Origin of the sequence: Saccharopolyspora rosea, assembly GCF_025643595.1 — a bacterium.
GTDB lineage: Bacteria > Actinomycetota > Actinomycetes > Mycobacteriales > Pseudonocardiaceae > Saccharopolyspora > Saccharopolyspora rosea.
Genome location: NZ_CP102826.1, coordinates 6,078,724 through 6,095,038, shown reverse-complemented (window position 1 = coordinate 6,095,038; position 16,315 = coordinate 6,078,724). Strand labels below are relative to the sequence as shown.

Below are 16,315 nucleotides of genomic sequence, written 5' to 3'. Positions count from 1 at the left end.
TCGGTCGCGAGCGAGCGCCAGGGCGCGTCGGCCCGCGCACCCGTCCGCCGCACGAGCCGAGAAAGACGATCATGGACTTCCGCGCCGCCGGGAATGGATCTCCCGCCTCCGGCGTTGGTTCCGGCGGAGGGGCGGCGCGGTCTCTCCGCGGTCGGCGCGCCGGGCCGCCCGCACCCTGGAACGGGGCCGCAAAAGAGCCCCTGACCAGGCGAGATCGAGGACGAGGGTGTTACTGGACGTGATCGTGTTTTGCGCCACGAGAGTGATCGGAGCTTGATCTCTTGACTGAGGGCGGCTGCGGGTTCACTCTGGTCGTCGACACGGGGCTGGGCCGCCTTCAGGTGGGCCCCCTCGACAGCTGGCGTCGTTCCGGCTAGACTGCTACTTTGCGCTGCCCTCTTTCCGTCTGCCCGCCCGCCGGGCCGTAGGATCGTGGGCGCCATTGCACCCTTGACAGCTGTGTTGGCGGACGGGCTGGCCTAGCCGCACCTGGCCGGTTTTCCACTGATGCGGCTGTAGCCAGTTCAGAGTCCCGGAAGGACGCATCTTGGCAGTCTCCCGCGCGACCAAGGTCTCTGCAGCTTCCAACTTCACGTCGGGGATCCCTGGGGCACCCAAGCGGGTCTCGTTCGCGAACATCCGCGAGCCGTTGAACGTGCCGAATCTGCTCGACCTGCAGATCCAGTCCTTCGAATGGCTTGTCGGTGACGAGGCCTGGTTCCAGCGCCGGGTCGACGCCGGCGAAGAGAATCCCGTGGGGGGTCTTGAGGAGGTCCTGAGCGAGATCTCCCCGATCGAGGACTTCTCCGGATCCATGTCGCTGTCCTTCTCCGATCCGCGCTTCGACGAGGTCAAGGCCTCGGTGGACGAGTGCAAGGACAAGGACATGACCTACGCGGCCCCCTTGTTCGTGACCGCGGAGTTCACCAACAACACCACTGGCGAGATCAAGAGCCAGACGGTGTTCATGGGTGATTTCCCGATGATGACCGACAAGGGGACCTTCATCATCAACGGGACCGAGCGGGTCGTGGTCTCCCAGCTCGTGCGTTCCCCCGGTGTCTACTTCGACCAGTCGGTCGACAAGACCACGGACAAGGACGTCTACAGCGTCAAGATCATCCCCAGCCGCGGCGCGTGGCTGGAGTTCGACGTCGACAAGCGCGACACCGTGGGTGTCCGCATCGACCGCAAGCGCCGCCAGCCCGTCACCGTCCTGCTGAAGGCCCTGGGCTGGAGCGCCGAGGCCATCCGCGAGCGGTTCGGCTTCTCCGAGACGCTGATGGCGACCCTGGAGAAGGACCACACCGCCGGCCAGGACGAGGCGCTGCTGGACATCTACCGCAAGCTGCGCCCGGGCGAGCCGCCGACCAAGGAGAGCGCGCAGACCCTCCTGGAGAACCTGTTCTTCAAGGAGAAGCGCTACGACCTGGCGCGCGTCGGCCGCTACAAGGTCAACAAGAAGATCGGTCTGAGCCTGCCGTACGAGACCGGCGTGCTCACCGAGGACGACATCGTCACCACCATCGAGTACCTGGTCCGCCTGCACGCCGGCGAGACCGAGATGCCGGTGCGCGGTGCCGACGGGGCCGAGACCGGCGAGACCGTGCCGGTCGAGGTCGACGACATCGACCACTTCGGCAACCGCCGCCTGCGCACCGTGGGCGAGCTGATCCAGAACCAGGTCCGGGTCGGCCTGTCCCGCATGGAGCGCGTGGTCCGCGAGCGGATGACCACGCAGGACGTCGAGGCGATCACCCCGCAGACCCTGATCAACATCCGCCCCGTGGTGGCCGCGATCAAGGAGTTCTTCGGGACCTCGCAGCTGTCGCAGTTCATGGACCAGACCAACCCGATCGCGGGCCTGACGCACAAGCGCCGCTTGTCCGCGCTCGGTCCGGGCGGTCTGTCCCGCGAGCGCGCCGGCATGGAAGTCCGCGACGTGCACCCCTCGCACTACGGCCGGATGTGCCCGATCGAGACGCCGGAAGGCCCGAACATCGGTCTGATCGGCTCGCTGGCCACGTTCGCGCGGGTCAACCCGTTCGGCTTCATCGAGACGCCGTACCGCAAGGTCGTCGACGGCCGGGTCACCGACCAGATCGACTACCTGACCGCGGACGAGGAGGACCGCTACGTCAAGGCCCAGGCGAACGCGCCGATCGACGACGAGGGCCACTTCGTCGACGACCGCGTGCTGGGTCGGCGGAAGGGCGGCGAGGTCGAGCTGCTCGCCCCCGCCGAGATCGACTACATGGACGTCTCGCCGCGGCAGATGGTCTCCGCCGCGACCGCGATGATCCCCTTCCTGGAGCACGACGACGCCAACCGCGCCCTGATGGGTGCGAACATGCAGCGCCAGGCGGTGCCGCTGCTGCGCAGCGAGGCCCCGCTGGTCGGTACCGGCATGGAGCTGCGCGCCGCCGTCGACGCCGGTGAGGTGATCACCGCGGAGAAGGCCGGTGTGGTCGAGGAGCTGTGCGCCGACTACGTGACGATCATGGCCGACGACGGCACCCGCCGGTCGTACAAGATGCAGAAGTTCTCCCGTTCCAACCACGGGACCTGCATCAACCAGAAGCCGATCGTCAACGAGGGCGACCGGGTCGAGGCCGGGCAGGTCATCGCCGACGGCCCGTGCACCGAGAACGGCGAGATGGCGCTGGGCAAGAACCTGCTCGTCGCGATCATGCCGTGGGAGGGGCACAACTACGAGGACGCGATCATCCTGTCCCAGCGCCTGGTGCAGGACGACGTGCTCACCTCGATCCACATCGAGGAGCACGAGGTCGACGCCCGCGACACCAAGCTCGGCGCCGAGGAGATCACCCGGGACATCCCGAACGTCTCCGACGACGTGCTGGCCGACCTCGACGAGCGCGGCATCATCCGCATCGGTGCCGAGGTGCAGGGCGGCGACATCCTGGTCGGCAAGGTCACCCCGAAGGGCGAGACCGAGCTGACCCCGGAGGAGCGGCTGCTGCGCGCGATCTTCGGCGAGAAGGCCCGCGAGGTCCGCGACACCTCGCTGAAGGTGCCGCACGGCGAGACCGGCAAGGTCATCGGCGTCCGCGTGTTCAACCGCGAGGACGACGACGAGCTGCCCCCGGGCGTCAACCAGCTGGTGCGGGTCTACGTCGCGCAGAAGCGCAAGATCCAGGACGGCGACAAGCTCGCCGGCCGGCACGGCAACAAGGGTGTCATCGGCAAGATCCTGCCCGCCGAGGACATGCCGTTCATGGAGGACGGCACCCCGGTGGACATCATCCTGAACACCCACGGCGTGCCGCGACGGATGAACATCGGTCAGGTCCTGGAGACGCACCTGGGCTGGATCGCCTCCCAGGGGTGGTCCATCGAAGGGGATCCGGACTGGGCCAAGCGGCTCCCCGAGGAGCTGTACGAGGTCGAGTCGGGGACCAACACGGCCACCCCGGTCTTCGACGGTGCCCGCGAGGAGGAGATCACCGGTCTGCTCGCCTCGGCCAAGCCGAACCGCGACGGGGACCGGCTGGTCGGCGGCGACGGCAAGGCCCAGCTGCTCGACGGGCGCAGCGGCGAGCCGTACCCGTACCCCGTGGCCGTCGGGTACATGTACATCCTCAAGCTGTCGCACCTGGTGGACGACAAGATCCACGCCCGGTCGACCGGTCCGTACTCGATGATCACCCAGCAGCCGCTGGGTGGTAAGGCGCAGTTCGGTGGTCAGCGCTTCGGTGAGATGGAGTGCTGGGCGATGCAGGCCTACGGCGCCGCGTACACGCTGCAGGAGCTGCTGACGATCAAGTCCGACGACGTCGTCGGCCGCGTCAAGGTCTACGAGGCGATCGTCAAGGGCGAGAACATCCCCGAACCCGGCATCCCGGAGTCGTTCAAGGTGCTCCTCAAGGAGCTCCAGTCGCTGTGCCTGAACGTGGAGGTGCTCTCCAGCGACGGTGCGGCCATCGAGATGCGCGACGGTGAGGACGAGGACCTGGAGCGTGCCGCGGCCAACCTCGGCATCAACCTGTCCCGGAACGAGTCGCCGTCGGTGGACGACATCGCCCACTGACCTCGCCGCCGGTCCGCGGACCGCGCGTCCGCGGACCGGCCCCGACCCAACCTGGCACCCCTGCCGGCAACGGCAGGAACCTTTCCGACAAAGGGAGAAGACCCGACGTGCTGGACGTCAACTTCTTCGATGAACTCCGCATCGGCCTCGCCACGGCCGACGACATCCGCCAGTGGTCGTACGGCGAGGTCAAGAAGCCCGAGACCATCAACTACCGCACCCTGAAGCCGGAGAAGGACGGGCTGTTCTGCGAGAAGATCTTCGGCCCCACCCGGGACTGGGAGTGCTACTGCGGTAAGTACAAGCGGGTCCGGTTCAAGGGCATCATCTGCGAGCGCTGCGGTGTCGAGGTCACTCGCGCCAAGGTCCGCCGCGAGCGGATGGGCCACATCGAGCTGGCCGCCGCGGTCACGCACATCTGGTACTTCAAGGGCGTCCCGAGCCGGCTGGGCTACCTGCTCGACCTGGCTCCCAAGGACCTCGAAAAGATCATCTACTTCGCCGCCTACGTGGTCACCTCGGTGAACACCGAGATGCGGCACAACGATCTGTCGACGCTGGAGAGCGAGATCAGCGTCGAGCGCAAGCGCATCGCCGACCAGCGCGACGCCGACCTGGAGGCGCGGGCCCAGAAGCTCGAAGCCGACCTGGCCGAGCTGGAGGCCGAGGGCGCCAAGAGCGACGTGCGCCGCAAGGTCAAGGAGGGCGGCGAGCGCGAGATGCGCCAGCTCCGCGACCGCGCGCAGCGCGAGCTGGACAAGCTCGACGAGATCTGGGAGACCTTCACCAAGCTGGAGCCCCGCCAGCTGATCGCCGACGAGGTGCTCTACCGCGAGCTGTACGACCGCTACGGCGAGTACTTCACCGGTGGCATGGGTGCCGAGGCGATCCAGGCGCTGCTGGAGAACTTCGACATCAACGCCGAGGCCGAGGGCCTGCGGGAGACCATCCGCACCGGCAAGGGCCAGAAGAAGCTGCGCGCCCTGAAGCGGCTGAAGGTCGTCGCCGCGTTCCAGAACACCGGCAACGACCCGAGCGGCATGGTGCTCAACTGCGTGCCGGTCATCCCGCCGGACCTGCGTCCGATGGTGCAGCTCGACGGTGGCCGCTTCGCGACCTCCGACCTCAACGACCTGTACCGCCGGGTCATCAACCGCAACAACCGCCTCAAGCGACTGATCGACCTCGGCGCGCCCGAGATCATCGTCAACAACGAGAAGCGGATGCTGCAGGAGTCCGTGGACGCGCTGTTCGACAACGGCCGTCGCGGGCGTCCGGTCACCGGCCCGGGCAACCGGCCGCTGAAGTCGCTGTCCGACCTGCTCAAGGGCAAGCAGGGCCGGTTCCGCCAGAACCTGCTGGGCAAGCGCGTCGACTACTCCGGCCGTTCGGTCATCGTGGTCGGCCCGCAGCTGAAGCTGCACCAGTGCGGTCTGCCGAAGGAGATGGCGGTCGAGCTGTTCAAGCCGTTCGTCATGAAGCGGCTGGTCGACCTCAACCACGCGCAGAACATCAAGTCCGCCAAGCGGATGGTGGAGCGCCAGCGCCCGCAGGTGTGGGACGTGCTGGAAGAGGTCATCGCCGAGCACCCGGTGCTGCTCAACCGCGCTCCGACGCTGCACCGCCTCGGCATCCAGGCCTTCGAGCCGCAGCTGGTCGAGGGCAAGGCGATCCAGCTGCACCCGCTGGTCTGCGAGGCGTTCAACGCCGACTTCGACGGTGACCAGATGGCGGTGCACCTGCCGCTGTCCGCCGAGGCGCAGGCCGAGGCCCGCATCCTGATGCTGTCCAGCAACAACATCCTCTCGCCCGCGTCCGGTCGGCCGCTGGCGATGCCGCGACTGGACATGGTCACCGGCCTGTACCACCTGACCCGCCAGGTGGACGGCGCCCAGGGCGAGGGCGAGGCGTACTCCTCGGTCGGCGAGGCGATCATGGCCTACGACCTGGGACGTCTGGACCTGCAGGCGAAGATCAAGATCCGGCTGCGCGACGTGGTGCCCGCCAAGGACGCCACGCCGGAGGACTGGGAGCCGGGCAAGCCGTGGCTGGCCGAAACGACGCTGGGCCGGGTGTGGTTCAACGAGCTGCTGCCCGAGGACTACCCGTTCGTCAACGAGCTGCTGCCGAAGAAGAAGCAGGCGGCGATCGTCAACGACCTGGCCGAGCGGTACCCGATGGTGACCGTGGCGCAGACCCTGGACCGGCTCAAGGACGCCGGCTTCCACTGGGCCACCCGCTCCGGTGTGACCGTGTCGATCTCCGACGTGGTCGTGCCGCCGACCAAGACCGAGATCCTGGACTCCTACGAGGCCAAGGCCGACCAGGTCGAGAAGCGGTACCGCCGCGGTGCGCTGTCCTACCAGGAGCGCAACGACGAGCTGGTCAAGGTCTGGACGGCGGCTCGCGAAGAGGTCGCCGACGCCATGGAGAAGAACTTCCCCGAGGACAACTCGATCGCCATGATCGTCAAGTCCGGGGCGGCCGGTAACATGACGCAGGTCGTGCAGCTGGCCGGTATGCGCGGTCTGGTGTCCAACCCGAAGGGCGAGTACATCCCGCGTCCGATCAAGGCCAACTACCGCGAGGGCCTGTCGGTGCTGGAGTACTTCATCTCCAACCACGGTGCCCGCAAGGGTCTGGCCGACACGGCGCTGCGCACCGCCGACTCGGGTTACCTCACCCGTCGTCTGGTGGACGTCTCGCAGGACGTCATCGTCCGCGAGGCCGACTGCGGCACCGAGCGCGGCATCAAGATGTCGGTCGCCGAGAAGCTGCCGGACGGCACGCTGGTGCGGCACCCGCACGTGGAGACCAGCGTCTACGCGCGGACCGCGGCCGAGGACATCACCGACGCCGACGGCAACATCGTCATCACCCGCGGCTCCGACCTGGGCGACCCGTCGATCGAGCGGCTGATCGGCGCGGGCGTCACCAAGGTCAAGGTCCGCAGCGTGCTGACCTGCGAGTCGGCCTACGGCGTCTGCGCGGTCTGCTACGGCCGGTCGATGGCCACCGGCAAGCTGGTGGACGTCGGCGAGGCGGTCGGCATCGTCGCCGCCCAGTCGATCGGTGAGCCGGGTACGCAGCTGACGATGCGGACCTTCCACCAGGGCGGTGTCGCCGGTGACGACATCACCACCGGTCTGCCGCGTGTCCAGGAGCTGTTCGAGGCCCGCGTCCCGAAGGGCAAGGCGCCCATCGCCGACACCTCGGGTCGCGTCCGGCTGGAGGACAACGACCGCTACTGGAAGATCACCATCACGCCGGACGACGGCGGCGAGGAGATCGTCTACGACAAGCTGTCCAAGCGGCAGCGGCTCGCGGCGATCTCGGTGGACGGCACCGAGCGGCAGCTGCAGGACGGCGACCACGTCGAGGTCGGCCAGCAGTTGCTGGAAGGCGCGGTCGACCCGCACGAGGTGCTGCGCGTGATGGGTCCGCGCGAGGCCCAGCTGCACCTGGTGGACGAGGTGCAGGAGGTGTACCGCTCGCAGGGTGTGGGCATCCACGACAAGCACGTCGAGGTGATCGTCCGCCAGATGCTGCGGCGCGTCATCATCATCGACTCGGGTGCCACCGAGTTCCTGCCCGGTTCGCCGGTGGAGCGCTCGCAGTTCGAGGCGGAGAACCGCCGCGTCGTGGCCGAGGGCGGCGACCCGGCGTCCGGCCGCCCGGTGCTGATGGGCATCACCAAGGCGTCGCTGGCCACCGAGTCGTGGCTGTCGGCGGCCTCCTTCCAGGAGACGACCCGCATCCTCACCAACGCCGCGATCGAGGGCGCGAGCGACAAGCTGGTCGGCCTGAAGGAGAACGTGATCATCGGTAAGTTGATCCCGGCCGGTACGGGCATCAACCGCTACCGCAACATCCAGGTGCAGCCGACGGAGGAGGCACGGGCCGCGGCCTACGCGATCCCGTCCTACGACGACAGCTACTACACCCCGGATGTGTTCGGCGCCGGAACGGGTGCCGCGGTGCCGCTGGACGACTACGACTTCGGCCGCGACTACCGCTGACGTGCCCTGACGGCACGAGACCCGAGGGCCCCTGTCCGACTCCTCCGGACAGGGGCCCTCCGCCGTCCGGGGCCGGGAAGTGCGAACGGCTCCCGTCCGCGCCGGACGGGAGCCGTTCGTCGACCGCTTCGGGTCAGTTCTCCAGTTCCGCCAGGGCCTTGCGGACCCGCTCGACCTCGGCCTCCAGCTCGGCGAGCTTGGCCTCGTGCTGTTCGCGGGCCGCGCTGATGACGCTCTCGATGGTCTCCGAGATGTCCTGGTGGAGTTCGGCGGCGGCCTTGGACACCGCGGCGGCCGGGATGGAAAGCCCCTGCACCACGCGCTTTCCGGAGTGCAGGAGGTCGGCCTGCCACTCGCCTTCCGCGGTCCCCGTGACGGTCAGCGTCAGCTCGACCGTGCGCGTCTTGCGCGCGGTCGACTTGGTGCGCTTCTTCTTCGGGGCCGGGTTGTCGGCGGACTCCGCCGAGGTGTCGGCGGTGGACTCCTCAGGTGTCCGGCCGTGCTGCGCGGTCTGGTCGCTCGTCGCCTCGGCCGGGGCGGTCGCTGCCGCGGTGGACTGGTCGGTGCCCGGCTGTTCTTCGGTCAACTCACTCTCCCTGTTGGTCACGGCGGGGAACCAGGATAGAACAGGTGTTCCCCGCTCCTGCGCAGTCGGCGCCGTCGACGTTAGCGGCTGGTCGCGGACCGGCCGCGAGGAGTCACCCCCGCCGCGTTCAGGCGTCCAGGACCTCGACGAGCGCGTCCAGCGCGGCCCCGAAGGCGCGTTCGGGCGGTGCCGCGTACCCGATGACCACCCCGGGCGGCGGCTCGCCCGCGGCGACCCAGTACGGCCCGAGCGCCTCCAGCTCGACGGAGTGCTTGCGGGCCCGGGCCAGGATCTCCCGTTCCGTCGGCCCGCTGGGGTCCAGCCGCAGCGTGAGGTGCAGTCCGGCGGCGATGCTCGCCGGGTACGGCCGGTGGTCGGCTCGCATCCGGCCGATCGCGTCCAGCAGCACCTCCCGGCGTTTGCGGTAGAGCGCGCGGGAGCGTCGGACGTGCTGGTCGTAGCCGCCGGACCGGATCAGTTCCGCCATCGCCAGCTGCTCGAACAGCGGCGCGTGCAGACCGCTGTGCCGCTTGACCACCCGCACCGGCTCGACCAGGTGCGGCGGCAGCGCGAGCCAGGCCAGCCGCAGCGCCGGAGCGAGCGTCTTGCTCGCCGTGCCCGCGTAGGCGACGTGGTTCGGCGCCATGCCCTGCAGCGAGCCGATCGGCTGCCGGTCGAAGCGGAACTCCCCGTCGTAGTCGTCCTCGACGATCAACCGGTCCGCCGCCTTGGCGTCCTGGACGAGTTCGGTGCGCCGCGAGGAACTCATCGTGGTGCCGAGGGGGAACTGGTGCGCCGGGGTGACGACCACCGCCTTGCTGCGCACCCGCGACACGTCGATCCCGTCGCGGTCCACCGGCACGCCGCGCACCTCGATCCCGAGGCTGTCCGGGATCGCCCGCAGCTGCGGCAGCGACGGGTCCTCGAAGTCCACCGACGTCAGCCCCTGCTCGTGCAGGGCCGTGCTGAGCAGCGACAACGCCTGGCTGTAGCCGTTGCAGACGATGATCCGGTCCGGGGTCGTGGCCACCGCGCGGACTCGCGCGAGGTAGTCCGCCAGGGCCTCGCGCAGCGCCGGGTGGCCCTGCGGGTCGCCGTAGTCGAGGTCCCCGGCGGGGGTGGCGCGCAGCGCCCGGCGGCTGGCGGCCAGCCAGTCGCGGCGCGGGAACGCGCTCAGGTCGGGGCGGCCGGGCCGGAAGTCCCAGCGCGGCGCGGGCCGTTCCGGCGGGTGCGGGGAGTCGACGGGGTCCGGGCTGGCCAGCCGCGCGGCCACGGTCGTCGGCGCACCCTGGCGGGCCACCAGGTACCCCTCGCTGACCAGCTGGTTGTAGGCGCGGGTGACGGTCCCGCGGGCGATGCCGAGTTCGTGCGCCAGCGCGCGGGTCGACGGCACCCGGCTCCCCGCGGGCAGCCGACCGTCCCGGATCGCGGTGCGCAGCGCCTCCGCGAGACCGCGGCTGTCCGGGTGCGGGTGCAGATCCAGGGAACTGGACCATCCGGCTGTCACGGATTCGGACCCTACCGAAGGGCCACCCGTCCGTGCGGACGAACCAGTCAAGACGCCCGGACGGCCGCATCGAACGCGTGATCGCCACGACACCGGCGAACCCCGCCGAGGCCGCCGACCGCGCCGGTCGCGGTTGGTAACGTTCCGCCGCGCGATCAGATCGCCGGCGGCGAGCCGTCGCGGTGGGCCACTGATCCGCGGTGGACGGCCGAGCTGCAACGACGACCGAGGTGGTGCGCGATGGGGGAACCCACCGCTGTCGACCCGCACGAGCGGTTCCTGGGCTCTGTGCTGGCCGGAGCCGTGGGCGACGCCCTCGGCTTCGCCGTCGAGTTCTCCGACATCGCGGCCATCCGGCGGGAGCACGGCGAGAACGGGATCACCGAGCCGGTGCTGCGCGACGGGCTCGCGCGGATCTCCGACGACACGCAGATGATGCTGTTCACCCTGGAAGGACTGATCCGCGCGCACATCGCACGCCGGCTCCGGCCGGTGGACAACGACCCCGTCCCCGAGGTCCAGCACGCCTACCTGCGCTGGTACCACACGCAGAACCAGCCCTGGGCGGAGGCGGGCGGTCCCTACGCCCGGCACCTGCGCGAGCCGGACGGCTGGCTGATCCGCACCGCGGGCCTGTTCAACACCAGGGCACCCGGCAGCACGTGCATGTCGGCGCTGGCGAACTTCGCGCGGACCCACCGGCACGCCACCCCGGAGCACCGGATCAACGACTCGAAGGGCTGCGGCGGGGTGATGCGCGCCGCGCCCGTGGCGGTGTGGTCCAACGACCCGGCCGAGGTGTTCTGGGCGGCGGTGGGCACCGCGGCGCTGACGCACAGCCACCCCAGCGGTTACCTGTCCGCCGGGGTGCTGGCCGTCGTGGTGCACCAGCTGATCCGGGACGTGCCGATCGCCGAGGCCGTTCGCCTGGCTCGTGAACTGCTGATGCGCTGGCGGGGTCACGAGGAGCAGCTGCGGTTGCTCGACGCGGCGGTCGAGCTCGCCGAGAAGGGACCGGTGTCCCCGGAGGAGCTCCAGGCGGCGCTCGGCCAGGGCTGGGTCGGCGAGGAGGCGCTGGCCATCGGCCTGTACGCGGCGACGGCCACCGCCGACCTGCGCACCGCACTGCTGCTGTCGGTGAACCACTCGGGGGATTCGGACTCCACCGGCATGGTGTGCGGCAACATCGCCGGTGCCCTGCACGGCACCCGGGCCGTTCCGCCGGAGTGGCTGCGGACCCTGGAACTGCGCGACGTGATCGAGGCGCTGGCGCGGGACGCGCTGGCCGAGTTCAGCCCCGGCCCGCCGACCGACCCCGCCTGGACCCATCGCTACCCCGCCTGGTGAGGAGACTTCGCCGATGACCAACGCTCGACAGGGCGGGCCCGGCTCGCCGCAGCTGGCCTGGGCAGACCGCTTCCGCGGCGCGATGCTCGGCGGAGCCGTGGGCGACGCGCTCGGCTCCGGCGTGCGCAACCTCGCCGGGCCGCAGATCCACTCGTGGTTCGGACCGCGCGGCCTGGTCGACTTCGTGCCCGTGTACGGCAGGCCCGGCGCCGCCACCGAGGTCACCCAGCTGACCGCGTTCACCCTCGACGGACTACTGCGCGCCAAGGCCGCGAACCCGGACGGCACCACCTTCCTGCCCACCGGGCACGTGCTGTGCAACTACCAGCGCTGGCTGCGCACCCAGGGCGTCCCCTGGGAGTACGCGATGTCGGCGCACCTGCGCGCGGAACCGGCGCCCACCGGCTGGCTGCTGGAGCGTTCCGAGCTGCACTCCACGCGCAACCCGGCCGGGCCGCAGCTGGCGATGATCGGTCAGCTGCCCGCGCACACCAGCATCGGTCCGGACGGCACGCTGTACCCGTTGTCCGATGTGGACGGGATCGTGGACTTCGCGGTCTGGGCCGCACCGGCGATGGTGTGGTCGCACCACCCCGAGGGCGTCTACGCCACGGCCGCGGGCATCGCGAACGCGTTCACCTCCGCCCCGAACTCGGTGGCCGCCGCCGGTCTGCACAGCGACGTGCTGGCGCAGCTGACCCGCGGCGTCCCGTTGTGGGACGCGGTGCGCACCGCGGAGCGGCAGCGGCTCGGTGCCGCGTACCAGGTCCCCGGGGTGCCCGCGGACGTCCGGCGCGCGGTGCACGCCGCGATGTTCGTCGGCCAGCGCGGCGCCCCGCTGACGCCCGCGGACGTCGACGTGGAGTTCGACGTGCGCGGCAAGCCCGGTGAGTTGGGCATCGCCCTCGCCGCGGTCGGCTGCACGAACAACTTCGCCGACGCGGTGCGGATGGCGGTGAACCACTCGGCCGACAGCGCGGTCACCGGCGCGATGGCCGGACAGCTGGCCGGTGCGGTGCACGGCGTCCAGGCCGTCCCGGCCCACTGGCTCGACCGCCTGGAACTCCGCGAGGTCATCGAGATCCTGTGCCAGGACGCGGCGGAGGCGTTCGCCCCGCCGTCCTGGGCGCGCCGCTACATGCCCGCCCAGGACGGCGTGCGGGCGCTGGACCCGGTGAGCACAGTGGACGGATCCGCGGAGCGGACCATGGTGCTGCCCGCGATCACCGACGCGCCCGAGTCCACATCGGACTCACAGGACCTCGGGCCTCGCGGCACCGCCGAGCGCGAGATCGGCGGGCCGACGCTCCCGACGCCCACCGCCGCCGAGACCACCGGACCGATCCCGCCCGCCGAACCGGCGGCGCCCCGGGAGTCGCGCGTGGCCCCGGAACGCCCGCTGTCGGCGATCACGCCGCCCGCGGAACCGGCGACCCGGTCGGAACCGCTCACCGCACCGGAACCGATCGGCCTGCCGGATCCCGGGCCGGAACCGAGCAGTGCCCCGGAACCGGTCGTCGAGCCGGTCACCGAACCGGAACCGATCAGCATGCCGGAACCGGCGGCCGAGCCGGAGCCGAGCACCGAGCCGGAGCCGGTATCCGCCGAGGAACCGGTCTCCGCGCCGGAGGAGGCCCCGGAGCCGCTGCTGCCGCCGCTGCGCGCCGAACCGGCCGCGACCGGCGACGCACCCGAGGAGGACACGCCCGCCGACGACCGCGAGGTCGGGGCCGAGCCGGTGCCCGACGCCGACGACGAGTCCGACCCCGCGTTCCCCGAGGCCGAGGTCACGACCGCGCGGGCGGAGCCGCTGCCGGACCGCGACCCCGTCGACCTCGCACCACCGGCGCGCGAACCGATCGACCTCGAACCGGAGGGCGACGACCGGTTCCCGGGCGACCCGCTCCCGGAGCCCGCGGAAGCCGCTTGCGAATCCGCGGCGTTCGTCGTCGAATCCGCCGACGCCGCGGTGGCCGAACCGGACGGGTCGGCCTCGGCGAGCGTGCCCGCCGACGTGGTGGAGGACGACGGGCCGACACCGATCATCCGCGGCGGGCACGCCAAGGAGGAAGGACCCGAACACGGTGCGCCGTCGTTGACCGAACGGGTGCTCGGCTGCTTCCTCGGCGGGGCGCTCGGCGACGCGTTCGGCGCCGACCTGGAGTTCGTCACCGCCGAGGAGATCACCCGGCGGTTCGGGCCCGACGGACCCGACGGGCTGCGCGAGGCGTACGGCGTGCACGGCGCCATCACCGACGACACGCAGATGACCCTGTTCACCGCCGAGGGGCTGATCCGCGGCAGCATCGCGCGGCGCCGCTTCGGGGTCGAGGACCCGCTGCCCGAGGTCCAGCTGGCCTACCAGCGCTGGCTGCACACCCAGGGCGTGGAGTGGGAGTCCGCTGCCGGAGCGTTCCGGGCCGGTCACCCGGTGCCGGACGGCTGGCTGGTCGAGGTGCCCGGGCTGTTCCGCACCCGGGCCCCGGGCAAGACGGTGTTCCGCGCGCTGGCCCGGTTCGGCGACGGGCACCCGGCGGGCTCGTTCACCGAGAAGATCAACGACTCCAAGGGGTGCGGTGGCGCGATGCGCGCCGCGCCCGCCGCGCTGTACTCGACCGATCCGGCCGAGGTCTTCCGGCTGGCCGCGCGCACCGCGGCGCTGACCCACAGCCATCCGGCGGGCTACCACTCGGCCGGAGCGCTCGCGGTCATCGTGCAGCAGGCGCTGCTCGGCCGGGGCCTGGACGACGGCGTCTGGCTGGCGTTGCAGGTCCTGGAGACCTGGGACGACCACGAGGAGACCAGCGCGATGCTCAAGTCCGCTGTGGACCTCGCCGCCCGGGGCGTGCCGACGCCGCAGCAGGTCGCCGAGACCCTCGGTGGCGGCTGGGTCGGCGAGCAGGCGCTGGCCATCGCGGTGTGCGCCGCGCTGGCCGCCGGCGAGGACGTCGAACTCGCCCTGCGCATCGCGGTGCACCACTCCGGGGACAGCGACTCCACCGGTGCGATCTGCGGCAACATCGTCGGCGCGCTGCACGGGGTCGGCGCGCTCCCGGTCGCCTGGCTCGCGGACCTGGAGCTACGAGACGTGGTCGAGCAGATCGCCCTGGACTGCGTGGCCGAGTTCGGCCACGGCGCGTTCCTCCCGGGGTGGTCCGCCGAACAGCCGGTCGACGAGGACTGGAACGAGCGCTACCCGGTCCGTCCACTGTGGTCGTCCGAACCGGAGGTCGGCGTCGCCGCGCCCGCGGCACCGCCTGCCGAACCGGAGCCCGACCCGGTGGCCGAGTTCCCGGCCCCCAAACCGGCCCCCCGCCGGATCAACGGCGTGCCCCGCTCCGACGCGTCCGAGGACGTCGGCGCGGAGGACTGACCGCCGGGAACTCCCGTTCGCCGGTGTTCGCGCCGAAGGCGGCGCACCCCGCGCCGCCTTACACTCCCCGTGTCCGGACAACGAGCGCTCCCGGGGTCGGGTCGCCGCAGGTCGCCAGCGGCGCGGGCGGGAGCTCCCGTCGGTTCAAGGGGGGCACCGATGGCAGAAAACGACCAAAGCCGTCCGGGATACCGCAAGGACATCGGCGGGGAGATGCTCGCCGAGTTCCTGGGCACGTTCGTGCTGATCCTGTTCGGGTGCGGCTCGGTGGCGCTGGCGCTGGCCGGGCTGCCCGGGTCGGGCCGCCAGGACACCTCGTTCGGCCCGGCGAACTGGTTGATCGTGGCGTTCGGCTGGGGGTTCGCGGTCGTCTTCGGCGTCTACGTCGCGGGCGGGGTGACCGGCGCGCACATCAACCCCGCGGTGACCCTGGCGCAGGCGGCGCGCGGCAAGTTCCCCGCCTGGAAGATCCTCCCGTACTGGTTCGCCCAGCTGGTCGGCGCGTTCGTGGGGGCGGCGCTGGTGTACGCGGTCTACAGCTGGGCCATCGACGCCTACAACGTCAAGGCCGGGACGCCGCGGCCGGACTCGCTGAACAGCTTCGCGATCTTCGCGACGTTCCCCGCCCAGTACTTCGGCAGCTCGTGGTGGGGCCCGCTGCTGGACCAGATCGTCGGCACCGGTCTGCTCGTCCTGCTGATCTGCGCCCTGACCGACAACCGCAACCTGGCCCCGGCCGCCAACGTGGGGCCGTTCATGATCGGCATGGTGGTCACGGTCATCGGCATGACCTTCGGCGTCAACGCCGGCTACGCGATCAACCCGGCCCGCGACTTCGGCCCCCGGCTGTGGACCTACATCGCCGGCTGGGACCACATAGCGCTGCCCGGCACCTACCAGTGGTTCGCCAACTTCTTCTGGATCCCGATCGTCGGTCCGCTGGTCGGTGGCGTGCTCGGCGCCTGGATATACGACCTGCTCATCGGCAGGGTGCTGGCGTCCCGCACGGCGGCCCCCGAGGTGGGCCGGGTGCCGGAGCAGAACCCGCCCGGCTGAGCTCGTCGCGGGGGCACCCCCTTGTCCCCGTAGGTAGAGTGGTCGCCGACGCGGACGAGGTGAGCTCGGTCGGCTGGTGCGCCGAAGGACCACCGCCCTGATCGAGCAGGTCAAACCGACCCCCGTTTTGACCCTCTGAGAACGGGGCAGGTATCTTTGTTTATCGGACCCGAGGCAATCGGGTCGATCCGCATGCCCGTGCGTGACGTGGCCGGGAGCGAGCGTCGCCTCGTTCGTCGGTTGCGACCGCGTCAGGCGGGTCGTGTGGAACTCCTCTGCGAGAACCCACTGGGGTCTTCCCGTTGGGCGTCACCAGCGCCGCAAGGCCGAGGAGCGGGCGACACGCCCGACCTCGTGGTGCGGGGGAGTCCCAAGT

Annotated in this window: 7 protein-coding genes; 5 read left to right on the top strand and 2 right to left on the bottom strand. The window is 70.8% G+C overall.

Annotation, left to right across the window (positions count from 1 at the left end; translation table 11 throughout):
- Positions 1-547 precede the first annotated feature (547 nt).
- Together rpoB and NV263_RS28340 are read left to right on the top strand one after the other, a co-directional pair.
- Positions 548-4,051, top strand: coding sequence for a DNA-directed RNA polymerase subunit beta (gene rpoB, locus NV263_RS28345; RefSeq protein ID WP_263249856.1), 3,504 nt, complete (start codon positions 548-550; stop codon positions 4,049-4,051).
- A 107-nt stretch (positions 4,052-4,158) separates the two neighbouring features.
- Positions 4,159-8,070 (top strand): DNA-directed RNA polymerase subunit beta', encoded by a 3,912-nt coding sequence (locus NV263_RS28340; RefSeq protein WP_263249854.1) that lies wholly within the window; start codon positions 4,159-4,161, stop codon positions 8,068-8,070.
- Positions 8,071-8,203: 133 nt separating this feature from the next.
- Here NV263_RS28340 and NV263_RS28335 read toward each other — a convergent pair whose 3' ends face one another.
- Both NV263_RS28335 and pdxR read right to left on the bottom strand, forming a co-directional pair.
- A complete protein-coding gene (locus tag NV263_RS28335; RefSeq protein WP_263249853.1) occupies positions 8,204-8,656 on the bottom strand; it encodes a DUF6319 family protein in 453 nt (150 codons plus the stop codon).
- Positions 8,657-8,783: 127 nt separating this feature from the next.
- A complete protein-coding gene (pdxR, locus tag NV263_RS28330) occupies positions 8,784-10,163 on the bottom strand; it encodes a MocR-like pyridoxine biosynthesis transcription factor PdxR (protein WP_263249852.1) in 1,380 nt (459 codons plus the stop codon).
- A gap of 240 nt (positions 10,164-10,403) precedes the next feature.
- Here pdxR and NV263_RS28325 point away from each other — a divergent pair, with 240 nt between their 5' ends.
- The 3 genes from NV263_RS28325 to NV263_RS28315 all read left to right on the top strand — a co-directional run bounded on the left by NV263_RS28325 (position 10,404) and on the right by NV263_RS28315 (position 15,939).
- Complete coding sequence (locus tag NV263_RS28325) at positions 10,404-11,510, top strand: ADP-ribosylglycohydrolase family protein (protein WP_263249851.1); 1,107 nt, start codon at positions 10,404-10,406, stop codon at positions 11,508-11,510.
- A 13-nt stretch (positions 11,511-11,523) separates the two neighbouring features.
- Positions 11,524-14,883, top strand: a complete 3,360-nt coding sequence (locus NV263_RS28320) for an ADP-ribosylglycohydrolase family protein (RefSeq protein WP_263249850.1) — start codon at positions 11,524-11,526, stop codon at positions 14,881-14,883.
- A 159-nt stretch (positions 14,884-15,042) separates the two neighbouring features.
- Positions 15,043-15,939: an MIP/aquaporin family protein gene (locus NV263_RS28315; protein ID WP_263249848.1), complete on the top strand. Its 897-nt coding sequence runs from the start codon at positions 15,043-15,045 to the stop codon at positions 15,937-15,939.
- Positions 15,940-16,315 lie beyond the last annotated feature (376 nt).